Raw genomic sequence first — 23139 nt, 5'->3', positions numbered from 1 at the left:
GCGCGGCCATCCTCCGGATCACGGCCCGCGCCTTGTGACCGAAGCGCCTTCGGGCGGCAGCCCGATATCGCGCTTGATGTGGTCGGGCAGGGTGTCGGCCCGCACCACCGGCTGTTTGCCCGGACGTCCCAAGAGCATCACGAGGACCGCGCGCGCTACGCGCCAGCGGCCGTGTTCGGCTGCGAGCGTGTCGATGCAGATGCGCAGAATCGTGGTGTCCACGGACGAACGAACAAAGATCATCGGACCATGCCGGGGCGTCCAGCCTCCGGCTCCTTTTCTGGTTGCAGGGATCGCGACGTCCGGCGCAGCAAGGCATGTCCTTGCATGATGTGCCGGAGTGGTCTGGGTAAGGATTAGGAAGGCCGGAGGGCCTGGCTATGCGGGCTGTCCGGGAGAGGGACGCTGGAGCTGGCTTTAGCTGCGGCGTTCGTTGGCCATGCGTCGATTTTTGACGTTCGGCATCGACACGAGGGTGCGCAGGGCAAATAGCGATACGATCATGTCGATGCCTTTCCCCGGCTCGTGTCCCACTGCGCCGGAGGCCTTTGCGTCCGGCGGGCCGTTTCGATAATCCCGGCCAGCCGGCAAGGCAAGTGCGGATGTGGCGGGGTGTCGCAGGGGCGTCCGATCTGTTGCCCATCGGTGACACTGCCGCTTGCCTTGTGCGCGCGGGACCGATCGGCTAGGAACGGCCCCGAGATTTCCGCCCGTTCCGGGCATTGGAGCAAGGGCAAGAATGGCCAAGAACAGTGCGCTCATCGAGCCGCGCCTGCCGCGCGGATTCATCGATTCCGAACCTGCGGACCTCGCCGCCATCGAGCAGATGGTCGCAAGAATCCGCGCCGTTTACGAGCGCTACGGCTTTGACCATATCCAGACGCCCTTTTTCGAATACACCGAAACCCTCGGCAAGTTCCTGCCCGACACCGACCGGCCCAATGCCGGGGTCTTTTCGCTGCAGGATGATGACGAGCAGTGGATGAGCCTGCGCTACGATCTCACCGCGCCGCTCGCCCGCTATTTCGCCCAGAACTATCAGGACCTGCCAAAGCCCTTCCGCTCCTATCGGCAGGGCTGGGTGTTCCGCAACGAAAAGCCCGGTCCGGGCCGTTTCCGCCAGTTCATGCAGTTCGACGCCGACACCGTCGGCGCGGCAGGCCCTGAGGCTGATGCCGAAATGTGCATGATGATGGCCGACACCATGGATGCGCTGGGGCTTTCGGGCAAATACGTCGTCCGGGTCAACAACCGCAAGGTGCTCGATGGGGTCATGCAGGCGATCGGGGTCACCGATGAATCCCAGAAGCTCACCGTCCTGCGCGCCATCGACAAGCTCGACAAGTTCGGCCCCGAAGGCGTCAAGCTTCTTCTGGGCGAAGGGCGCAAGGACGAGAGCGGGGATTTCACCGAAGGCGCCAAGCTCGATAGCGATCAGGCAGAGGCCATCCTCGAGATGATGGGCGCGGCACGCATCGATGATCTCGTCGATCTGGAAGCCGACGCCGGCCCCGACGGCTTTCTCGATGCCGAGTTCAAGACGCCGGCTCTGGGCAAGTTTTCGATAAACGAAGCTTTTGCCTCGGGTTTCTCCGAGCTTCAGGCCATGGCCGCGCTCTTTGCATCCGCCGGCTGCGGCGCCGACCGCATCAAGATCGACCCTTCGGTCGTGCGCGGGCTCGAATATTACACCGGCCCTGTCTTTGAGATTGAACTGACCTTCTCGGTCCAGAACGAGAAGGGCCAGGACGTGGTGTTCGGCTCGGTCGGGGGCGGGGGACGCTATGACGGGCTGGTGTCCCGCTTCCGCAACGAGGAAACCCCGGCCACCGGCTTTTCCATCGGTGTCTCCCGGCTCGCCTCGGCCCTCAAACTCACGGGCAATCTCGACGCCGCACCGGTCACCGGCCCGGTCGTCGTTACCGTGATGGAAAAGGATCGCATCCCCGACTACCAGAAGATGGTCGCCGATCTGCGGGCCGCCGGGGTCCGCGCCGAGCTCTTTCTGGGCAACTCGAAGAACATGGGCAAGCAGATGAAATACGCCGACAAGCGCAACGCACCGGCGGTCATCATCCAGGGATCGGACGAGCGCGATCAGGGCATCGTCCAGATCAAGGATCTTGCCAAGGGCGCCGAAGCGGCCGCTTCGATAACCGATAACGCCGCCTGGAAAACCGAGCGCCCCGGCCAGTATTCGGTGCCCCGCGAGGAGATGGTGGAGTTCGTCAGAAAGATCCCCGCGGTGGCAGCCTGGATGAAGGCGAACGGGTGATGGGCGCATTCCAGAGCCAGCAGGGCCCCCTCACCCCCAGCCCCTCTCCCACGAGGGGAGAGGGGGGCGATCGCTGCGGCTCCTCTATTCCCCTTCTCCCCTCGCGGGAGAAGGTGGGCTTTGGCGCAAGCGAAAGGTCGGATGAGGGGGCAGCAGCGCCAGCCCCATCCACCGGAGCCGCCCATGTCCGCTGAAGCCCGCCGCGAAGCGCTCAAAGCGCTGGTTTCGGCCGACGATATCGCCTTTGTCGCCCCCCCGATCCTGATCCCGCCCGCCCCCTATTTCGACCTCGCCGGCGAGGAATTCGGGGCGCGCATGATCCTGACCAGCGCCGCCGATGGCGCCGATTTCTGCCTCCGGCCCGATTTCACCCTGCCCATCGCCATGCGCCATCTCGAGATCGGTGCGGGCACGCCCGCGGCCTATGGCTATCTCGGCCCCATTTTCCGGCACCGTGCCGATGGCCCGGCGGAATTCGACCAGGCCGGCATCGAGCTTCTCGCTCACGAGGATGCGGGCTCGGCGCTCGACCGGATCGTGGCCTTTGCCCGTGCCACGCTCGATCTTTACGGGGCCGGCGCCACATCGGTGCGGGTGGGCAGCATCGAGATATTCGAAGCGCTTCTGGCGGCCTGCGACATGCCCGATGTCTGGCGTCCGCGCATCCGTGCGCGCTTCGGGCACCCCGAGGCCATGGGACGCCTGCTCGACCGGCTGGCCGATCCCCACGCCCCCATGCCCGGGCCCGAAGGCATGCCCCAACGGGCCATCGCCGAATGGGTCGGAGAACTGATGGCGACTGCGGGGCTCAGCCCCACCGAAAGCCGCTCGCCCGAGGAGATCGCCGCCCGCTACCTCGAAAAGCAGGCGCTCAAGGCCGCCCATGTGCCCGCGCCCACCATTGATCTGCTGCGCGGATGCCTTTCGATTTCCGGGGAGGCCGATACGGCGCTCACCGCGCTCGACGCCCGCGCCCGGCAGGCGGGGATCGATCTCTCCGCCGTGCTCGGGGTGACGCGCGCCCGGCTCGACCAGCTTCGCACCACCGGCGGCTTTGACCGGCTGGTGTTCGACGCTGGGTTCAGCCCGCGGCTCGACTATTATACCGGCGTGACCTTCGAGATATCGGGCCCCCGGGGTGTCCTGGTCTCGGGCGGCCAGTACGACCGGCTGCTGCGCCGCCTCGGCGCGCGCGAGGATATTCCCGCCGTCGGCTGCGCCGTCTGGGTGGACCGGCTCGAAGGGGGGGCCGCGCAATGAGTTCGATCATGCTGGCCCTGCCGTCCAAGGGGCGGCTCCAGGAACAGGCGATGGAACTGTTCGCCGCCTCGGGACTGACCATCGACCGGCCCGGCGGCGCGCGGTCCTATCTCGGCGAGATGGCCGCGATGCCGGACGTCGCCGTGCGCTTCCTTTCGGCCTCCGAGATCGCGCGTGAGTTGATCCGGGGCACCATCGATCTGGGGATCACGGGTGAAGATCTCATCCACGAGACCGCCGAGCAGGGTCCCGAGCAGGTCGACATCGTCAAACGCCTGGGCTTCGGGCGCGCCGACGTGATCGTTGCGATCCCCGATGCGTGGGTCGATGTGACCGACATGGACGATCTGTCCGACGTCGCCGCCGATTTCCGCGCGCGTCATGGCCGCTGGCTGCGGGTCGCCACCAAATACGTCAACCTTACCCGCCGCCATTTCGCCCGCCACGGCATCGCGGAATACCGGATCGTGGAAAGCCTCGGGGCCACCGAAGCGGCCCCCGCATCGGGGGCGGCCGATCTGATCGTCGACATCACCTCGACGGGCTCCACCCTCAAGGCCAACGGCCTGCGCATTCTGGGCGATGGGGTGATGCTCGAAAGCGAGGCCGTGCTGATGGTGGCACGCAATGCCGATTGGCCGGGCCCACGCCGCGCCGTTCTCGATCGATTGCTCTCCCGGCTGGGCTGAACGCAAAAAAAGGCCGCCCCCAGGGAGCGGCCTTTCTCATGCGTGATGGCAGCAGGCCTCAGGCCTTGCGACGGTCGAGAGACAATGCGCCGGCGCCGAAGGCGATCACATAGAGCATGCCGCCCACGATCGCGAGGTTCTTCAGGAACGCGGTCATTTCGGCCTGGTTGGCGAAATCGCTGTGAAAGATCAGCCCGGCAACGAGCGTAAATCCGGCCAGCGCCGCGGCCGCCCAACGGGCCTTGAACCCCACCAGCAGCATGATGCCGCCGATCACTTCCACGGCCACGGTCGGCCAGAACAGCACGCCGGGCACACCGAAGGCTTCCATATAGCCGATCGTGCCCTCGGGCGCGGGGATCTTGCCCAACCCGGCAACAATGAAGATGAGGGCCAGCAGCACGCGGCCGGCGGTGGGCAGATAGGCTTGAGCCTGATGCATCGTTTAAAACTCCATGAGCGCTGCGATTGCGATGGCCGGAACGTGCTCTTTTTGTCGCAGCCTGGGAATGGGTGGTTTTCGGCACAGATCGTTCGGACATATCGATCAATGAGGGGCAATTGATCGAAGGGCCCTCGCGCGTGCCGCTGGACAAAACGGCCCGCTTGGGGCAACGCCTGCCCACCGGCATCCCTATGGAGTTCTCCCCGTGATCGACATCTGGCTTCTCGTTGCGCTTGGCGGGGTCGGCATGCTGGCCGGGTTCGTGGATGCGGTGGCCGGCGGGGGCGGGTTGATCGCCGTGCCGGCGCTGCTCTCGGCGGGGTTTTCGCCCGTTGCCGCGCTCGCGACCAACAAGGTCCAGGGCGTCGCGGGCACATGCGCTGCCGCCTGGACCTATTGGCGAAAGGGGTTCATCACCATCAGGTCACTGGTGCCGGGCATTGCCGCCGCTTTCGTGGGATCGTTCGCAGGTGCCTATACGGTGACGGTCATCGATACCTCGGCGCTGGGCATAGCGGTCCCGGTCGCGGTCATCGCGGTGGCGCTCTATTTCGCGCTCTCTCCCTCGATCCGCGATGTGGACGGCATCGCGCGGCTGAACTTCGCTGTCTTCGTGCCCATCGTCGGCTTCGTCATCGGTTTCTATGATGGCATTTTCGGCCCGGGCACGGGCTCGTTCTTCATGCTGGCCTTTGTTGCGTTGTTCGGCCTTTCGGCGGTGCGCGCCACGGCCAACACCAAGGTGCTCAACGTCACCTCCAACCTTGCCGCGCTCTTTTACTTCATCCCGGCCGGAGAGGTGGTGTGGTCGGTCGGGCTCGCCATGGCCGCCGGCCAGCTTGTCGGCGGCTATCTGGGGGCACTCACTGGCATCCGGTTCGGCGCCCGGCTGATCCGGCCGCTGGTCATCGTCGTCTCGATCGTTCTTGCGGCGCGGCTGCTGTTCTTTCCATGAACGGGTGAAACCAAAAAAAGCCGTGCCACTCGGTGAGTGACACGGCTTCCGGCAAAGCCGGGCAGCTTCGCCGTGGTGCAGGGCCGGAATCTGGCGGGGACGGCCCTGCAAAGGAAACGCTTCAGAGCAGCGGATGTCGCTGAAACGCCAGTCAGTTACGCGCCCCGTCGGCGCGTGGATCACCGGTCAGGGCAGAAGAACCGCGTCGATGACGTGGATCACGCCGTTCGAGGCTTCCACATCGGCGGTCACGACCGTTGCGGTGTTCGAAAGCGAAACCGTGACGCTCATGCCGTCATTGGTGACGGTCAGCGGTGCGTCTTCGTTCAGCGTCGCCACTTCGGTGTCACCCTCGGCGATGTCGCCCGACATGATGACCGACGGCACGACATGCGCGGTCAGGATGGCTGCGAGCGCATCGGTGTCCTCGAGCAGGCCTTCCACTGTGCCTTCAGGCAGGGCGGCAAAGGCCTCGTCGCTGGGTGCGAACACGGTGATGTCGTCGGTGGTCGCCAATGCGTCGGCGAGACCGGCGGCGGTGGCTGCAGCGAGCAGGGTTTCGAACGTGCCGGCCTCGGACGCAACTTCAACGACGTTGCCGGGGGCCGAAGCCATCTGGGCAAAGCCGGCGCCGGCCACGAGCGGGCTGACGGTGAGCATCGATGCAACGGCGAGGGTCTTGAGAGCGGTCATGATGGTCCTCCAAATGTCTCTTGGGAGCGCCGGGCGTCTTCGCGTCGCCCGAACTGGCACTTGAACGCGAGGGATTTGCCGCCAGATCAGGACGCCCGGTTCACAAAAACGTGCCGGGAACCCCGTGATCCGCAGGGCTTGCAGACTCGTTGATGCGCTCTTGGGCCCGTGCTGTGCCCAACAAAAAAGGGCGGCCCCTTTCGGAACCGCCCTCCGTTCGAGACCCTGGAGAGGTCTGGATCGGGTAAGTCGGAATGGACCCGATTAGAAGTCCATGCCGCCCATTCCGCCCATTCCGCCGCCGCCACCGGGCATCGCCGGGGCGTCGTCCTTGGGCAGCTCTGCGATCATGGCTTCGGTCGTGACCAGAAGGCCGGCAACCGAGGCCGCGTCCTGGATCGCGGCACGCACGACCTTGACGGGATCGATGATGCCCATCTTGATCATGTCGCCATATTCGCCGGTCTGGGCGTCATAGCCGAACGCGGCGTCCGAGCTGTCGAGGATCTTGCCCACAACGATCGAGCCTTCGGCACCGGCGTTGTTCGCAATCTGGCGAACCGGCTCCTGAAGCGCGCGACGCACGATGTTGATGCCGGCGTTCTGGTCGGCATTGGCGCCAGTCACCTTGATTTCGACAGACGCGCGGAGCAGCGCAACGCCACCACCGGCAACAATGCCTTCTTCAACGGCAGCGCGGGTCGCATTGAGCGCGTCGTCGACGCGATCCTTGCGCTCCTTGACCTCGACTTCCGTCGAACCGCCGACCTTGATCACCGCAACGCCACCGGCGAGCTTGGCAAGACGCTCCTGGAGCTTCTCGCGGTCGTAGTCCGAGGAGGTTTCCTCGATCTGCGCCTTGATCTGGTTGACGCGGCCTTCGATGTCTTCCTTGGAGCCCGCACCATCGACGATGGTGGTGTTCTCCTTGGTGATCTCGACGCGCTTGGCGGTGCCCAGCATGTCCAGCGTCACGTTCTCGAGCTTGATGCCGAGGTCTTCCGAGATCACCTGACCGCCGGTCAGGATCGCGATGTCCTCGAGCATGGCCTTGCGGCGATCGCCAAAGCCAGGAGCCTTGACGGCTGCGACCTTGAGGCCACCACGCAGACGGTTGACCACGAGGGTCGCAAGAGCCTCGCCTTCAACGTCTTCGGCGATGATCAGCAGGGGACGGTTGGACTGCACGACCGATTCGAGAACCGGCAGCAGGGCCTGCAGGTTCGAGAGCTTCTTCTCGTGCAGCAGGATGAGCGGATCGTCCAGAGCCGCGACCATCTTCTCGGTGTTGGTCACGAAGTAGGGCGAGAGATAGCCACGGTCGAACTGCATGCCTTCGACGACGTCGAGTTCGGTCTCGGCGGTCTTGGCTTCCTCGACGGTGATGACGCCCTCATTGCCGACCTTCTGCATGGCTTCGGCGATCATCTGGCCGATTTCTTTTTCGCCATTGGCAGAGATCGTGCCGACCTGCTCGACTTCGCTCGAGGACGAAATCTTGACAGCCCGGTTGGCGAGGTTCTGGACGACGTCGGTCACGGCCAGATCGATGCCGCGCTTGAGGTCCATCGGGTTCATGCCGGCCGCAACGGCCTTCACGCCCTCGTTGACGATCGACTGGGCCAGCACCGTGGAGGTGGTGGTGCCGTCACCGGCGATGTCGTTGGTCTTGGAAGCAACGGTGCGCAGCATCTGCGCGCCCATGTTTTCGAACTTGTCTTCAAGCTCGATTTCCTTGGCAACGGTCACGCCGTCCTTGGTGATGCGCGGTGCGCCGAAGGACTTTTCGATCACGACGTTGCGGCCCTTGGGGCCCAGGGTTACCTTGACCGCATTGGCCAGGATGTTGACGCCGCGCAGCATCTTGTCGCGGGCGTCGGTCGAGAATTTGACTTCTTTGGCAGCCATTTAATTCTGCTCCTTGGAAAGGTGGAAAAAAGGACGCCCGAGAAAATTAATTCTCGATCACGCCCATGATGTCGGATTCTTTCATGATCAGCAGGTCTTCACCGTTGACCTTGACCTCGGTGCCGCTCCACTTGCCAAAGAGAACGCGGTCGTTCGCCTTCACGTCGAGCGGGGTCACCTTGCCGCTGTCGTCACGGGCGCCTGGGCCCACGGAGACGACGACGCCCTCGGAGGGCTTTTCCTTTGCGGTGTCGGGGATGATGATGCCGCCAGCGGTCTTTTCTTCGCTGTCGACGCGCCGGACGACAACCCGGTCGTGCAGGGGACGGAAGCTCATGGTCGCTCCTTGGAACGTAAGATTGAAAAAGCCAGTTATCCTCCGCTGTTAGCACTCTCAATCAGAGAGTGCCAATAGCTGAGCTTGAGATAGGCAGCAGGCCGAAAAGAGTCAAGGACAAGGGTCGTAAAATTTTGCATCTGCCTGCCGCGCTTGCTATGCGCTTTGGGGCGCATCTCGTTCTTGCGCCGCCTGCAATCAAGGGGACCGGTACCAGATCATGTCTTCGACGTCAGCGCCCGCGCCGTCGGTGCGGGGAGCCGTCCGGCCGCGCCTGTCGGTCATCGTGCCCACCTTTAACGAGCATGACAATATCGAGCCTCTGGTCGAAAAGCTCCAGCGCGCGCTCGAGGGCATCACTTTCGAGATCATTGTGGTCGACGACAACAGCCCCGATGGCACTGCCGAGCTCGCCAAATCCCTGGCCGCCGAACGGCCGAACGTGCGCTGCATTCATCGTTTCGGTCGCAGGGGGCTTTCTTCGGCGTGCATTGAGGGCATGGCCTCGAGTGCCGCGGACTTCGTTGCGGTGATAGACGCGGACCACCAGCACGACGAAACGATCCTCCCCTTGATGCTTGCCGAGGCGGAAGCGGGCGCCGATATCGTCGTGGGGTCCCGCTATACCGGAGAGGGCAATTCGTCGGCCGGGTTCACCAAAAGCCGCCAGGCCGGCTCGACGCTGGCCACCCGGCTCTCGGGCATCCTGACGGGCAAGACGCTCTCTGATCCCATGAGCGGCTTTTTCCTCATGCCCCGAAGCCTCTTCAACACGGTCGTCCCGTCCCTTTCCAGGGAAGGTTTCAAGATCCTTCTCGACATCGTTGTTTCGGCCGACCGGCTCAAGGACGGGGAACTCGCCATCGCCGAGGTGCCCTACAGCTTCCGTCCGCGCCACGCCGGTGAAAGCAAGATGAGCCCGCTGATCGTCGCCCAGTTCCTGGGGCTGATCGTCTCCAAGATTTCCCGGGGCGTCCTGCCCACGAGCTTTCTGCTGTTCTCGCTGGTGGGGGCCACGGGCGTGGTCGTGCACATGGCGGCGCTGGCCTTTTTCCTGTTCGTCGCCGAGTTCAACTTCGCCAATGGCCAGCTCGCGGCCACCGTGGTCGCCATGACGTCCAACTACATTCTCAACAACGAGCTGACCTATGCCGACAAGCGCCTGACCGGGCGCCGGTTCTGGACTGGCCTGCTCAGTTTCTATCTCGTGTGCAGCTTCGGCACCGTTGCCAACGTCTCGGTCGCCAGCGTCATATACGAGGCACAGCTCACCAATGTCTTTGTTGCGGGCATCGCCGGCGTCGTGATGAGCGTGGTCTTCAATTATGCGGTAACCCGGATGTTCACGTGGCGCGACTGATGGCTGGGCAAGGCGACAGGGTAGGGCCGTTCACGCCGCTTCAGGCGACCCTTGTGCTGATCGGGATCACCTTCGTTCTGCGCATGATCGGCGCCTGGGCGATCGGCTGGGGCACGGGAGAGGCCTATTACCTCTCCTCCTCCCGCGTCCTGCACCTGAGCTATTTCGACCAGCCGCCCCTTTCGCTGTGGGTCATCTGGGCGATGCGCGAGTGGACCGGAAGCGAGGCGACATGGGTGCTCCGGGCCCCGTTCGTCCTCATGTTCTCGGTCTCGACCCTGTTCGTCTACATGATCGGCCGCCGGCTCTATTCCCCGCTCGGGGGTTTCTATGCCGCGCTGATCGTCAATGCCTGCGTGCTGTTTTCCCTTTCGGTGGGCAGCTGGATGCAGCCGGACGCGCCCATGCTGATGTTCTGGCTCGCCACGGTGCTGGTTCTGCTTGAGATCCTCATCGGCAGGGCCGGCCAGCGTCGGCCCTATCTCTGGTGGGGACTGGCCGGCCTGCTTCTGGGGCTCACATTCCTTTCCAAATACCATGCGGTATTTCTCGTGGCGGGAACGGGGCTGTTCCTGCTTTCCAATTCCACCGCACGGCCCTGGCTCGCCCATCGCGCGCCCTGGGTGGCGCTGGCCGTAGCGCTGCTCGTTTTCTCTCCGGTCATCGCGTGGAACTACCAGACCGACTGGGCCTCCTTCGGCTTTCAGGGCGGACGGGCGCTCGGCGGCGAACTCCATTGGGACCGTCTGCTGCGCATGATCTGGGGGCAATTGCTCTATATGGTCCCCTGGCTGGCCATACCGGCCCTTTGGTTTGGGGCCAGAGCGCTGGTTGCCGGCCCGCGCGGGCAATATCCCACCGGCGCGCCGTCGGGCTCGGCCGCGCTTCTGGCCTATATCGGCTGGCCGCCGATCCTGTTCTTCACCCTCGTGGCCTTGTGGGCCGATACCCAGTTCCATTTCCACTGGCAGGCGCCCGGCTATCTGATGCTGTTTATTCTGATGGGCGGCTGGGCCGCGCGCCGCAACGGGCCGTTCATCCGGTTCTGGCTCTATGGCTCGGCGATCACCACGCTCGTCGTCTTGACGCTGCTTGTCTCGCATGCCGCCACCGGCTGGGCGCGCCAGATGTTCCCCGGAGACTGGGAGGACCCCACGGCCTTGCAATTGCACTGGCGCGAACTTGGTGTCGCCCTCGCGGCGCGCGGCGCGTTCGATCAGCCCGAGACGTTCGTTGCGAGCACCGGCTGGATCGAGTGCGGCCACGTCGATCCCCAGGTCGCCGGACGCCTCCCGCTCGCCTGTCTTTCGGACGATGCGCGCAACCTGGCCTACAATGTGAATCTCGAGGCGCTTACAGGCTGGGACGCCTATGTGGTGGTCCAGAGCAGCCGCGTGGGCAGCGTGCCCGATCGCATCGAGGAAGCGTTCGAAACCATCGAGCATCTCGAGACCATCGGGATCACCCGGGGCGGGGTTGTGGAGTTGGACGATATCCAGCTTTATCGCGCCGAAGGGTACCGGCCTTAGAGCGTTTTCAGAAAAAGTGGAAACACGTTTCCGGTTCGCAAACGCGACACATCGAAGACTTGGAGCTCCTGTTCCGATTCAATCACAACAGGATACGCTCCAGACGGGCTGGCCCGGCGTCATGCCGCGCCGCTCAGCCTGCCCTGACGCTCCCAGCTCACCTTCTTGCGGTAGATAGTCGACGGGCTGATTTCCAGCGCCGCTGCCGCGCGGGCGATATTGCCCCCGAACGCCGCGAGCGCGTCCTCGATGATCCGCTGCTCCTGGCGCCACATGGGTTCGATCTCGCGCGCGCCATCGGGGGCGACATGCGGTAACTCGAGCATGTGGCGGCCGCGGGCCTCGATATCGGCCGCCATCACCATATCGGCGGTCACCTCGCCACCATCGAACATCACGACGATCCGGCGCACCAGATTCTGGAGCTGGCGCACATTGCCGGGCCATTCGCGCGCTACGAACAGATCGGCGGCGTCCGGGTCCATGCCTCGGAACCGCTTGTTCTCCTCGGCCGCGAAACGGGCGAGAAAGCACTGAGCGAGCGGCAGGATGTCCGATGGCCGCTGCCGGAGCGGGGGCAAATGGATCGGCAGGACGTGCAGGCGGTAAAAGAGATCCTCGCGGAACTTCTTCTCGCTCACGAGCTGCATGGGATTGCGGTTGGTCGCGCACACGACCCGCACATCCACGGCGCGCGACCGCGATTCCCCGACCCGTGTGATCGTGCCTGTCTGGAGAAAGCGCAGGAGTTTCGATTGCAAAGCGAGGTCCATTTCCCCGATCTCGTCGAGGAACAGGGTGCCCTTGTCCGCCAGCTCGATGGCGCCGGCCCTGTCCTGATGGGCCCCGGTATAGGCGCCACGGACCGCGCCGAACAGCTCGGCTTCCATCAATTCGTGGGGAATGGCTGCGGCGTTGAGCGCGATGAAGGCGCGCTTGGCCCGGGGCGAGCGCCGGTGCAGCGCTTCGGCGCTCACTTCCTTGCCCGTTCCGCTCTCGCCGGTGATAAACACCGGCGCCGAGGAGGGCGCAGCCCGCACGATCTGATCGTAGATCGCGTGCATCTGGGGCGATTTGCCGACAAAGCCCTCGAAATCGCCATCGGTGCCTTCCGCCGCCTCGCAGCCGAGCGCGCGCGCCTTGCCATGGCGCTGGCCCAGTTCTTCGAGCCGGCACGCCAGCGCTGCGCCCCCGATTGGCTTGGCCAGGAAATCATGGGCACCCGCCTGCATCGCCGCCACCGCCGAGGATACCGAAGCGGCCTCGGAAAGCGCGATCAGCAGCGCTCCCTCGGCAGCCCGCGCCAGCCGCGTCATGCCCTGTTCTGGCGCGTTGCCGATGTCGCGCAGCGTCCGGGAATCGGCCAGCACCACGTCGTATCGTGAACCGGCCAGGCAGGTCAGCGCCGCGCTCCCCGTGGTGCAGTGCTTAATGCGCACCCCTTGGCCCCACTGGGCGCGCAGGGTCGCCTCGGTTGCCCGTGCAGCGTCGAGCGCAGTGTCGACGAGCAGAAAGCTCACCTCTGCGGCGGATTGCGATCCGGAGCGCATGTTCGGGAAGTTCTCCCTGCCAGATGGACATTGGCGCCAAAGAGCGCAGGCCGATTATCGATTGGTTAGGGTAAACAAACCGTTGGCATCGGCCCATTTGTGGCGCAGCCACGCTTTTGCCCAGATCGTGGGGGTGCTAGAACTTACGCCTGTCCCGGGCGATTCTGGTTGGATATGGCGTGCAGGCACTGATTTTCCTGTTGATCGGCCTTTCCGGCGTCGGCATTGCCGCCGCCGGATGGTATGCGCTCGGGATTTCGGTGATCGAGGCAGTGCTCGCGGGCGCCCTCTTTTCCCTTCTCGGCCTGATCGTCCATGAGCGCGCGGCCCGCCGCCAGGCGGAAGTGCGCCTCGACAAGGCCCTGACCGATCTGCGAAGCCTGCTGGCGACCGATGCCCGGGCCGGCCATGTGCTCAGCCAGCGCGTCAAGGTCCTGGACGATCTGGACATGGGCGGGCGCATGGACGTGGTCGAGGCCGACATGAGCGTTCTGGGGACCGTGGTGCGCCAGGTGGCCGAGGCAGTCTCCGAGCTCGAAAGCCAGGCCGCACGCGGGCCGTCAAAGGACGCGTCCGGGGGCGAGAGCGCGCCCCTGACCGACTTGCGCATCCCCTCGGTGCCCCTGCCTGTGCTGCGCCGGGCGCTCGAGGACGGCAGCCTCGTCCATCACGCCGAACCGATCGTGACCCTGCCCCAGCGGCGGCTCGTCGCCTATCATATGGTTGCGCGGCTCGAACTCGAGGAGAGTGTGTTCTCCGATCCCCCCGATTACATGCCCGTGCGGAACGCGGAAGGCGACATCGTCATCCGCCGGCTCGAACGCATCTGCACCGAGCAAGCCATCCGGACCATCCGCCGGGCGCGGATGAACGGCGACCCCGTCAAGCTCTGGCTCGACATGTCGCGCGCCTCGCTTTCGAGCACCGAGGCCATGGACCAGATCGTGGCCATCCTTTCGGCCAACCGGGCGGTCAATCCCGATCTCTGCTTTGCGATCGATGCCGCCGACTGGCTGGTGCTGGACAAATCCGAGCAGCGCATGATCGATCGCCTCGTCGAGCAGGGAGTGGGCATGGTGCTGCGCGACGCCCCCAGCCTGCGCCATGATTTCAGCAATCTCTCGCGGCGCGGCGTGCGCTATGTGAGCGTCGATGCCCGGACCTTCACCGATTCGCCTTCGCGCCTCACCGATTTCCACTCCGCCGATATCGACGACTACATGAAGCGCTTCGGCATCGATCTCGTGATGTCCAATGTGCGCACCGAGCAGCAGATCCTCACCCTGCTCGACGACCGGATCCGGCTCGCGCTCGGGCCGGCCATCGGCCCGGCCGGTCCGCTGCGCGAGGATCTGCGCGAAGCCGAGAACGACACCTTGCGCAGCGCCGCGGCGCGTTGATCCCACAGGCTCAGGAGCACCAATGACCGGACTCAAGCGCGCCCTTTGCGGGCTCTCCGATATCGCCGCCGGCTATGACGGCATCTTCTGCGACGTCTGGGGCGTGGTCCATGACGGGGTTACCGCTCACCAGCCCGCCGTCGAGGCGTTGGCGGCCTTCCGCGCCGGGGGCGGGCGCGTCGTGCTCGTGACCAATGCGCCGCGCCCCGGCCATTCGATCGTCGAGGGGCTCGAAGCGCTCAATGTCCGGCCCGACGCCTATGACGACGTGGTCTCGTCGGGCGACGTCACGCGCGCCCTTCTCGAGCAATACCGCGGCAGGACCGTCCACCGGATCGGCCAGCCATCCGATGACGTGCTCTTTGAGGGGCTGGACCTCACGCTCGGTTCGGTCGAGGACGCCGCCGCGATCGCCGTCACCGACCTCGACAGCGACGACGACACCCCCGCCGACTATGCAGACCGGATGACACACTGGCTGGAGCGCGGCTTGCCGCTGATCGCGTCCAACCCGGACAAGGTGGTCGAGGAGGGGGGCCGGATCATCTATTGCGGTGGCGCTCTGGCCGACGCCTATGAGGATCGCGGGGGCAGGGTGATGATGGCGGGCAAGCCCTTCAACCCCATCTACGCGCACGCGGAAAACCTGCTCGCTGCCGCAGCCGGACGCCGGATCCGGCGCGAGAAGATCCTCGCCATCGGGGATTCGGTGCGCACAGATGCCATGGGCGCCGCCCAGTATGGAGTCGACTTCCTGTTCATCACCGGCTCGATCCACGCCGAGGAACTCGACGCCTTCAACGATCCCGACCCCAAGCGGGTGGCCGATTTCGTGTCCGTGAGCCGCGTGCGCATGGCCGGCTTCATGCCGCGCCTCGCCTGGTAGGCCGCCTCTTGCCAAGCCGGAGCGAAAAAGGCAGGTTCGCGCCGCTTTCCAAAACGGGTGTGGCCATAAAAACCTCATGACCTCCGGCTCTTCCTTCGTCCGGCTCAACGGGCTCGACGCCGTACCTGCCGCTCTTCGCGGCGGCGTGGTCGCCATCGGCAATTTCGATGGCTGCCATCTTGGCCACCAGCGCGTTTTCGATGCCGCCCGCAAACGGGCGCGGGCCAATGGCGCGCCCCTCCTGGCGCTAACCTTCGAGCCGCACCCCCGCGACGTCTTTGCGCCCGAGCCCTTCATGTACCGGCTCACCGATGCCGATGCCAAGGCGGCGCTCTTTGCAGCGCTCGGCTTTGACGGGCTGGTGGTCATGCCCTTTTCCCGCGATCTTGCCGGGGTGGAGGCGACCGATTTCGTCGGGCGCTATCTCATCGATGCCCTGGGCGTCGCCGGGGTCGCCGTCGGGGCCGATTTCCATTTCGGCAAAGGTCGGGCCGGCACCCCCGACTTCCTGCGCGCGCAGGGCAGCGCCCACGGCTTTGGCGTCGACGTGCTCGAGATGCTCGACGACGGCACCGCCGCGATCTCGTCCTCGCGCATCCGCGAGGCGCTCAGCGAGGGCGAGGTCGAGACCGCGAACGGCCTGCTCGGTTACCGCCACTTCCTCACCGGCACGGTGGTCGAGGGCGACCGGCGCGGCAGGACGCTGGGCTATCCTACCGCCAATGTGCCCCTGCCGGCCAATTGCCGGCTGGCCCAGGGCGTATATGCCGTCCGGGTCAGGCTGGGCGATGCGGTCCATTCCGGCGTTGCCGCCTATGGCAAGCCGATGTTCGACAACTCGGCCCCCCCCTTCGAGACGTTCATTTTCGACTTCGATCGCGACATCTACGGCCAGCACCTCGAAATTGCCCTTCTGGCCCATCTTCGCGGCCAGATGCGCTTTGACGGGCTCGACGCGCTCGTCGCCCAGATGGGGTGGGACGCAGAGCGGGCGCGGGCGATCATCGCCGAGGCCGTTCCGCTCAGCCCCCTTGATGGCGCGCTGGGTTTTGTCGGCTAGGGCGCAAGCCCAATCCGCACTGGCCTAGCGTGGCTTCGGCTGGTAAAAGCCGGGACGTTTTTTCACAGAACTCTGACGATCCGCGAGAAGCAATGACCGATACGGCACCGGGCGCGACCGAGACACGGGACAACGGGGAGCGCGACTATTCCAAGACCCTGTTCCTGCCCCGGACCGATTTTCCCATGCGGGCGGGCCTGCCCCAGCGCGAGCCCGAATGGCTCAAGCGCTGGGAGGACATGGACCTCTACAAGCTCCTGCGCGAGCAGAGCCGCGACCGCGAGAAATTTACGCTTCACGACGGCCCTCCCTACGCCAATGGCAACATCCATATCGGGCACGCGCTTAACAAGACCATGAAGGATCTGGTCAGCCGGTCCATGCAGATGCTGGGCTACAATTCGGCCTATGTGCCGGGCTGGGACTGCCACGGCCTGCCCATCGAATGGAAGATCGAAGAGCAGTATCGCGCCAAGGGCAAGAACAAGGACGAGGTGCCGATCAACGAGTTCCGCGCCGAGTGCCGGACCTTCGCCGAGCACTGGGTCGACGTCCAGCGCGAGGAATTCAAGCGCCTGGGCGTCATGGGAGACTGGGATAACCCCTACCTCACCATGAGCTTTGATGCAGAAGCCACCATCGCCAGCGAGCTGATGAAAGTGGCCATGAGCGGCCAGCTCTATCGCGGATCGAAGCCCGTGATGTGGTCGGTCGTCGAGCGCACCGCGCTGGCCGAGGCCGAGATCGAATACCACGAGCACGAGAGCGATGCGATCTGGGTGAAGTTCCCGGTGGCCTCGCAGGCTTGGAGCGACGAAGCACCGGAAGAACGGCTCTTGGGCGCCTCGGTCGTCATCTGGACTACCACTCCCTGGACCATCCCTGGCAACCGCGCCGTCTCGTTCTCTTCGCGCATCGCCTATGGCCTCTACGAAGTCACCGGGGCCGAGAACGATTTCGGCCCGCAGCCCGGCGAAAAGCTGATCTTTGCCGACAAGCTCGCCGACGAGAGCGCGGCCAAGGCCAAGCTCACCTTCAATCGTCTGGGCGATGTCACCTTCGCCGAACTCTCTGCCATGACTCTCCACCATCCCCTGAGCGGGCTGGCTGGCGGCTACGATTTTCTCGTTCCCCTGCTCGACGGCGATCACGTCACCGACGATGCCGGCACGGGATTCGTGCACACCGCGCCCAGCCACGGCGCGGACGACTTTGAAATCTGGATGGCCAAGGGCCGCGAGATCGCCGCCAAAGGCATCGACACCACCATCCCCTTTACCGTCGACGATGCGGGCTATTACACCAAGGACGCGCCGGGCTTCGGGCCGGACGCCGAGGGCGGGGCCGCGCGCGTCATCGACGACAAGGGCAAGAAGGGCGATGCCAACCAGCGTGTCATCACCGCGCTGATTGCGTCCAACACGCTCTTTGCCCGCGGCCGTCTCAAGCACCAGTATCCGCACTCATGGCGGTCCAAAAAGCCCGTCATCTTCCGCAATACGCCCCAGTGGTTCGTCTATATGGACAAGCCGCTCGGCAGCGACACCGACACCCTGCGCACCCGCGCGCTATCAGCCATCGATGCCACCAAATTCGTGCCCCCCGCCGGCAAGACCCGCCTGCGCTCGATGATCGCGGACCGCCCCGATTGGGTGCTCAGCCGCCAGCGCGCCTGGGGCGTGCCGATCACCGTTTTCGTCAATACCGACACCGGCGAAATTCTGAAAAACGAAGCGGTCAACGCCCGTATCCACGACGCCTTCCTCAAGGAGGGCGCCGATGCGTGGTACGCCGAGGACGCAAAGGCCCGATTCCTGGGCGCCGACGTGCCCGATCACGCGGCATGGCACAAGGTCACCGACATTCTCGACGTGTGGTTCGATTCCGGTTCCACCCATGCCTTCGTTCTGCGCAACAGCGAAAAATGGCCGGATCTGAAATTCCCCGCATCGATGTATCTCGAAGGCTCGGACCAGCACCGCGGCTGGTTCCATTCCAGCCTGCTCGAAAGCTGCGCCACCAACGGCCATGCGCCCTATGAGTCCGTCCTCACCCATGGCTTCACCATGGACAAGAACGGCTTCAAGATGAGCAAGTCCCTGGGCAACACTATCGCGCCCCAGGATATCATCAAGAAGTTCGGCGCCGATATCCTCCGCCTGTGGACCGCGACCATCGATTACGCCGAGGACCACCGCATCGGCGACGAGATCCTGGCCAATACGGTCGAGATGTATCGCAAGATGCGCAACTCCTTCCGCTGGCTCCTGGGCAATCTCGCCCATTACGAGCCCGAAGAGGCCGTCGCGCACGCCGACATGCCCGAGCTTGAGCAACTCATCCTGCACCGGCTCGCTGTGCTTGATGGCGAGGTGCGGGCCGGCTACCGGGCTTATGACTACAAGCGCGTGGTCAACACGATCGCAAATTTCATGAACCTCGAACTCTCGGCGTTCTATTTCGACATCCGCAAGGATGCGCTCTATTGCGATCCGATCTCCTCGGTGCGCCGCAAGGCCGCGCTCACCGTGCTCGACCATCTCTATTCGTGCCTCACCGCATGGCTCGCGCCGGTGCTGGTGTTCACCATGGAAGAGATCTGGCTCGAGCGTAACCCGGGCGAGACCTCCTCGGTCCACGCGCGCACCTTCCCCGAGCTTCCCGCTAACTGGCGCAACGATGCGCTCGCCGAGAAATGGGCGCAGATCCGCGCGGTGCGCCGCGTGGTCACCGGTGCGCTCGAAATCGAGCGGCGCAATAAGGTCATCGGCGCGTCGCTCGAAGCCGCGCCGGTCGTCGAGATCGCCGATCCCGAACTCCTGGCCGCGCTCGAAGGGCACGACATGGCCGATATCTGCATCACCAGCCAGATCGACGTCCGCCGGGCCGAGGCGTTGGCGTCCGAAGGCTTCACGCTCGCCGACGTGCCGGGCGTCGCGGTCACCTTCGCCCGCGCCGAAGGCGAGCGCTGCGCGCGGTCCTGGAAGGTGCTTCCCGAAGTCGGCTCGGACCCTGACTATCCCGATCTCACCGTGCGCGACGCCGATGCGATGCGCGAGCGGGCCGCCGCCGGGCTTGACGCAGGGGGCGATGCATGACGGATTGGCGTTCGCCCTCCGTTATCTGGTCCCTTTTCCTGGGCCTTGATGTCCTGATCCTCGATCGGCTGCACAAATTCGTGCAGATCGACGTCATGGGCTGGACCGGTGGCGAGGTCGTGCCGGTCACGCCCTTTTTCGACTACGTCCTCGTCTGGAACACGGGCATCTCCTATGGCCTTCTGGGCGGGCTTTCCCCGGAGATGCTGCTGGTCATCATGGCCCTCGCCATGGTCGCCCTCGGCTATTGGTGGTGGAAGGACACCGCGCTCCTGACCCGGCTGGGCATCGCACTCGCCCTGGGCGGGGCTTTCTCGAACGCCATCGACCGGGTGATCTATGGCGCGGTTGCCGACTTTTTCCATTTCTACGCAATGGGTTGGTCGTTCTACATCTTCAACATCGCCGACGTTGCGATCACCCTCGGCGTTATCCTTTTGATCTTCGATGCGTTCCGCCCCCGGCGGGACGCCGGAAAACAACCGTAAAACCGTCTCATTCTGGTCTTAGCCGTTACGATCAGTTATAAGGCCAGAAAGTTTTGGGGGTTCCGAGGCGTCCGATGAGTATTTCCCTGTCCGGCCACAAGGCCGCGCCGCGCCTGATGTCGTGTATCGCAGCACTGGTTGCGCTGGCCTCTGTGGGCGCCTGCACCACCATGGAAGGCACCAACGCGCTGTCCGATGTGGGCACGTTCGAGCGCGAAGTGATGCGCCCCACCCTGCAGGGCGTGGGTATCATCGGCTCGGAGGAAAAGGCGTTGCCCACGACCGAGCGCGCGCCCCTCGTGGTTCCCGCCGCAGGCAGCACGCCGCCGCCCCCGCAGCAATCCTCGGCCCAGATTCCGGAAGACCGGTCGGGCGTGGTCGTCGATTCCGCAGGGTTGACTGAAGCCGATCTGGTGCTTTTGCGCGAAGGGCGCGTGGCCAGTGGCGGGCTCTCTGCCGGCCGGCCGCTGACCGAGGCCGAAACGCGCCAGCTTGCCGCGCGCATGGCCGCCTATCGCCGCGCCCAGGGCACCACCCAGCGCAACATCTATATGCCGCCCGCGGAATATTTCACCCGCGTGGACGGCGCCAATCTGATCTGTGAGACCGCCGGCGGCGAACTGGTGGCGGTCACCGATCCCAGTTGCCCCGCGGAAACCCGCGCGGCGCTGTCGCGGTAACAGCCGCCGATCATCGCAATGGAATGGAGGCGAGGCCGTGTGGCCTCGCTTTGCTTTGCGGGGCTTTGTCCCCAGTCACGAACCGTCAGAAAAGAGAAACGCTCCAATGAGCGAGAATTCGTCCCCCTCCACCGGCGAGCGGCTCGCCAAGGTCATCGCACGCGCCGGCATCTGCTCGCGCCGCGACGCGGAAGCCTGGATCGCGGCCGGCCGCGTCTCGGTCAATGGCAGCCCGGTGCGCACACCGGCCTTCAACGTCACCGACAAGGACACCATAGCCGTCGATGACAAGCCGGTCGCACGGCGCGAGGCGACGGCCCTCTGGCTCTATCACAAGCCCGCCGGCCTGATGGTCACCGAAAAGGACCCCGAGGGGCGCCCCACGGTCTTCCAGGAGTTCGAGCATCTGGGCCTGCCGCGCGTCGTCACCGTCGGGCGGCTGGACTTCAACACCGAGGGCCTGCTGCTCCTCACCAATGATGGTGGGCTCAAGCGCACCCTGGAATTGCCCTCCACCGGCTGGGTGCGCCGTTACCGGGTCCGTGCCTTTGGCGCGGTGACCCAGGAACAGCTCGACACCCTCAATGACGGCATCACCGTCGAAGGGGTCACCTATGGGCCCATCGAGGCCGCGCTCGACAGCGTCAAGGGCGCCAATGTCTGGCTCACCCTGGGCCTGCGCGAAGGCAAGAACCGCGAGGTGCGCAACGTCCTTTCCGCGCTCGGGCTCGAGGTCAACCGGCTGATCCGGCTCTCTTACGGTCCCTTCCAGCTTGGCGATCTGCCCCAGGGGGCCGTTGAAAAGGTCAAGCCGCGAATCCTGCGGGACCAGTTGGGCACGCGTCTCGCCGAGCACGCCGGTGCCGATTTCGACGCGCCCGAGACCGGGCGCGCATTGCCGGGCGCCGCGCCCGAGCCGCGCCGCCGCATGCCCGAACGCGAACCCTCGCGCCCCACCGAACGTGACCGGCATGGCGGGCTGCGCAAGCGCCCCGAGGGCCGGGCCCGGCCCGAGCCCCGTGAGCGCGAAAAGCGCACGCTGCATTTCGATGATGGCCGACCCTCCCAGACCTTTGTGCCCGATGGACCGGGCAGGGATGCCCGTGACGGCGAGGGACGCCCCGGACGCGGGGATCGGTCCTTTGGCGCGGACCGTCCGCGTCGCGAAGGCGGTGGCAAGCCGTTCGCAAGGGGCCCGCGCGATAACCGCACCGGCGCCCCCGGCGACAAGCCGTTCCGCCGCGATGGCGACCGTCCCGGTTCTCGCGGCCCGCGCCCCGACCGCGCCGAGAGCACAGAACGCCGTCCCTATGGAGACCGGCCCGCAAGCCGCGATGACGCCGCCGCACGGCCCGGTTCCCGCCCGGCCCGCAAACCGTTCGACCGTGCGGGTGCGCCTGGCGCCAGCCGCCCCGATGCCGAGCGCTCCCGCGACCGGCGGGACGCAAAGCCCGGCGCGCGCGCCGATGCCCGTCCGGGCGGTCGCCCGTCGGGCAAACCGGCCGGCCAACGCTTCGGGGAAGGTCGCGACGCCAAGCCCGGAATGCGTTCCGATTCACGCCCGGGCGGCCGTCCTTTCGGCAAGCCGGAGGGCAAGCCCGGCGGTCGTCCTTCCGGCAAACCCGCTGGTGGTCGCGACGCAAGGCCCGGAACCCGCTCAGATGCGCGCCCCGCTGGCAGACCTTCGGGCAAGCCCGGTGGCCGACCACTTGGCAAGCCGGAAGGCAGGCCCGGTGGCCGACCCGCAGGCAAGCCCACCGGCGCGCGCCCGGGTCCGCGTCGTCCTGACGGGCCACGCCCGCCACGCAAGCCCCGGGACAGCTAGGCGGTGAGAATCGTCGCCGGCAAATTTCGCGGCAAGGCGCTCGACGCGCCCAAAAGCCAGGACATCCGCCCCACCGCCGACAGGGTGCGTGAGGCGGTGTTCTCGATTGTCGCGAGCCGGCTGGGCACCGACCTCTCTGGCCATCGGGTGCTCGACCTTTTTGCCGGCACCGGTGCGCTCGGGCTCGAGGCGCTCTCGCGCGGCGCCGACCACTGCATCTTCGTGGATACGGGCGTCGAGGCGCGCGGGCTGATCCGGGGCCATATCGAGGCCTTCGGCGTAGCCGGCCAGGTCCGGCTGTTGCGCCGGGACGCCACAGACATGGGCCCGGTGGAGCGCTTGCGGCCCACGAGCCTGGTTTTCGCCGACCCGCCCTATGGGCTGGGGCTGGGCGAAAAGGCCATCGCCAGCGCGCTGGCGGGCGGCTGGATCGCGCCGGGCGCATTGATCGTCCTCGAGGAGCGAAAGGGCACTGAAATCGCCCCCATCGCCGGCACCACGCCGATCGATTCCCGCACCTATGGCGATACTCTGGTCACCCTGCTTGAGGCAGCGGACACATGAAGGACTTGGCGCCCCGTTCTGATTCAATCGGCACCCGATAAGCTCTGGAGCGTTTCCAGAAAAAGTGGAAACACTTTTCCGGTTCGGAAAAGCGACGAATCAAAGATTTAGAGCTCCTGTTCTGATTCAATCAGAAC

20 protein-coding genes are annotated in these 23139 nt (G+C 65.4%); 14 read left to right on the top strand and 6 right to left on the bottom strand.

Annotated features, from left to right (window positions below; genetic code table 11):
• Window positions 1-18: 18 nt before the first annotated feature.
• Window positions 19-243, bottom strand: a complete 225-nt coding sequence (locus EO136_RS12910) for a hypothetical protein (RefSeq protein ID WP_127144809.1) — start codon at window positions 241-243, stop codon at window positions 19-21.
• A 496-nt stretch (window positions 244-739) separates the two neighbouring features.
• Here EO136_RS12910 and hisS point away from each other — a divergent pair, with 496 nt between their 5' ends.
• From hisS to hisG, 3 genes are all read left to right on the top strand, one after another.
• The gene (gene hisS / locus EO136_RS12905; RefSeq protein ID WP_127144808.1) at window positions 740-2275 is read left to right on the top strand and encodes a histidine--tRNA ligase; all 1536 of its coding nucleotides are present in this window, start codon (window positions 740-742) and stop codon (window positions 2273-2275) included.
• Window positions 2276-2458: 183 nt separating this feature from the next.
• Window positions 2459-3535, top strand: a complete 1077-nt coding sequence (locus EO136_RS12900) for an ATP phosphoribosyltransferase regulatory subunit (protein WP_164730584.1) — start codon at window positions 2459-2461, stop codon at window positions 3533-3535.
• Window positions 3532-4224 (top strand): ATP phosphoribosyltransferase, encoded by a 693-nt coding sequence (gene hisG, locus EO136_RS12895; RefSeq protein ID WP_127144806.1) that lies wholly within the window; start codon window positions 3532-3534, stop codon window positions 4222-4224. Before EO136_RS12900 ends, hisG begins: the two co-directional genes overlap by 4 nt.
• A 58-nt stretch (window positions 4225-4282) precedes the next feature.
• Here the strand turns inward: hisG and EO136_RS12890 are convergent, their stop codons facing one another.
• Window positions 4283-4666, bottom strand: coding sequence for a DoxX family protein (locus tag EO136_RS12890; RefSeq protein WP_127144805.1), 384 nt, complete (start codon window positions 4664-4666; stop codon window positions 4283-4285).
• A gap of 208 nt (window positions 4667-4874) precedes the next feature.
• Here EO136_RS12890 and EO136_RS12885 point away from each other — a divergent pair, with 208 nt between their 5' ends.
• On the top strand, window positions 4875-5624 hold the full coding sequence (locus EO136_RS12885; RefSeq protein ID WP_127144804.1) for a TSUP family transporter: 750 nt from the start codon (window positions 4875-4877) through the stop codon (window positions 5622-5624).
• Window positions 5625-5810: 186 nt separating this feature from the next.
• Here the strand turns inward: EO136_RS12885 and EO136_RS12880 are convergent, their stop codons facing one another.
• The 3 genes from EO136_RS12880 to EO136_RS12870 form a co-directional block, all read right to left on the bottom strand.
• The gene (locus EO136_RS12880) at window positions 5811-6317 is read right to left on the bottom strand and encodes a fasciclin domain-containing protein (RefSeq protein ID WP_206513328.1); all 507 of its coding nucleotides are present in this window, start codon (window positions 6315-6317) and stop codon (window positions 5811-5813) included.
• A gap of 264 nt (window positions 6318-6581) precedes the next feature.
• Window positions 6582-8225: a chaperonin GroEL gene (gene groL / locus EO136_RS12875; RefSeq protein ID WP_127144803.1), complete on the bottom strand. Its 1644-nt coding sequence runs from the start codon at window positions 8223-8225 to the stop codon at window positions 6582-6584.
• Between the two features lie 46 nt (window positions 8226-8271).
• Window positions 8272-8562, bottom strand: a complete 291-nt coding sequence (locus tag EO136_RS12870; RefSeq protein ID WP_127144802.1) for a co-chaperone GroES — start codon at window positions 8560-8562, stop codon at window positions 8272-8274.
• Window positions 8563-8782: 220 nt separating this feature from the next.
• Between EO136_RS12870 and EO136_RS12865 the strand changes: the two genes are divergently transcribed.
• Window positions 8783-9922 (top strand): glycosyltransferase, encoded by a 1140-nt coding sequence (locus EO136_RS12865; RefSeq protein WP_127144801.1) that lies wholly within the window; start codon window positions 8783-8785, stop codon window positions 9920-9922.
• Window positions 9922-11451 (top strand): glycosyltransferase family 39 protein, encoded by a 1530-nt coding sequence (locus EO136_RS12860; protein WP_127144800.1) that lies wholly within the window; start codon window positions 9922-9924, stop codon window positions 11449-11451. Before EO136_RS12865 ends, EO136_RS12860 begins: the two co-directional genes overlap by 1 nt.
• Window positions 11452-11570: 119 nt before the next feature.
• Here the strand turns inward: EO136_RS12860 and EO136_RS12855 are convergent, their stop codons facing one another.
• Window positions 11571-13001, bottom strand: coding sequence for a sigma-54 dependent transcriptional regulator (locus EO136_RS12855; protein WP_127144799.1), 1431 nt, complete (start codon window positions 12999-13001; stop codon window positions 11571-11573).
• A 179-nt stretch (window positions 13002-13180) separates the two neighbouring features.
• On the opposite strand from EO136_RS12855, the gene EO136_RS12850 reads away from it, so the two are divergent.
• The 8 genes from EO136_RS12850 (at window position 13181) to rsmD (ending at window position 23002) form a co-directional block, all read left to right on the top strand.
• Entirely contained in the window at window positions 13181-14401 is a 1221-nt protein-coding gene (locus tag EO136_RS12850; protein WP_127144798.1) for an EAL domain-containing protein, read from the top strand.
• Between the two features lie 22 nt (window positions 14402-14423).
• Complete coding sequence (locus EO136_RS12845) at window positions 14424-15287, top strand: TIGR01459 family HAD-type hydrolase (RefSeq protein WP_164730583.1); 864 nt, start codon at window positions 14424-14426, stop codon at window positions 15285-15287.
• 76 nt (window positions 15288-15363) lie between these two features.
• Complete coding sequence (locus tag EO136_RS12840; protein ID WP_127144796.1) at window positions 15364-16347, top strand: bifunctional riboflavin kinase/FAD synthetase; 984 nt, start codon at window positions 15364-15366, stop codon at window positions 16345-16347.
• A gap of 92 nt (window positions 16348-16439) precedes the next feature.
• On the top strand, window positions 16440-19445 hold the full coding sequence (gene ileS / locus EO136_RS12835; RefSeq protein WP_127144795.1) for an isoleucine--tRNA ligase: 3006 nt from the start codon (window positions 16440-16442) through the stop codon (window positions 19443-19445).
• Window positions 19442-19933, top strand: a complete 492-nt coding sequence (lspA, locus tag EO136_RS12830; RefSeq protein WP_127144794.1) for a signal peptidase II — start codon at window positions 19442-19444, stop codon at window positions 19931-19933. Before ileS ends, lspA begins: the two co-directional genes overlap by 4 nt.
• A 74-nt stretch (window positions 19934-20007) precedes the next feature.
• Window positions 20008-20613, top strand: coding sequence for a hypothetical protein (locus EO136_RS12825; protein ID WP_127144793.1), 606 nt, complete (start codon window positions 20008-20010; stop codon window positions 20611-20613).
• Between the two features lie 106 nt (window positions 20614-20719).
• Window positions 20720-22438: a pseudouridine synthase gene (locus tag EO136_RS12820; RefSeq protein WP_127144792.1), complete on the top strand. Its 1719-nt coding sequence runs from the start codon at window positions 20720-20722 to the stop codon at window positions 22436-22438.
• A 3-nt stretch (window positions 22439-22441) separates the two neighbouring features.
• Entirely contained in the window at window positions 22442-23002 is a 561-nt protein-coding gene (gene rsmD, locus EO136_RS12815) for a 16S rRNA (guanine(966)-N(2))-methyltransferase RsmD (RefSeq protein WP_127144791.1), read from the top strand.
• The last annotated feature ends 137 nt before the right edge of the window (window positions 23003-23139 follow it).

The organism is Pelagibacterium montanilacus (assembly GCF_003992665.1).
In the GTDB taxonomy this organism is placed as follows: domain Bacteria; phylum Pseudomonadota; class Alphaproteobacteria; order Rhizobiales; family Devosiaceae; genus Pelagibacterium; species Pelagibacterium montanilacus.
Note: the sequence above shows the minus strand (reverse complement) of the source record. Positions and strands in the feature narration are given on the sequence as shown.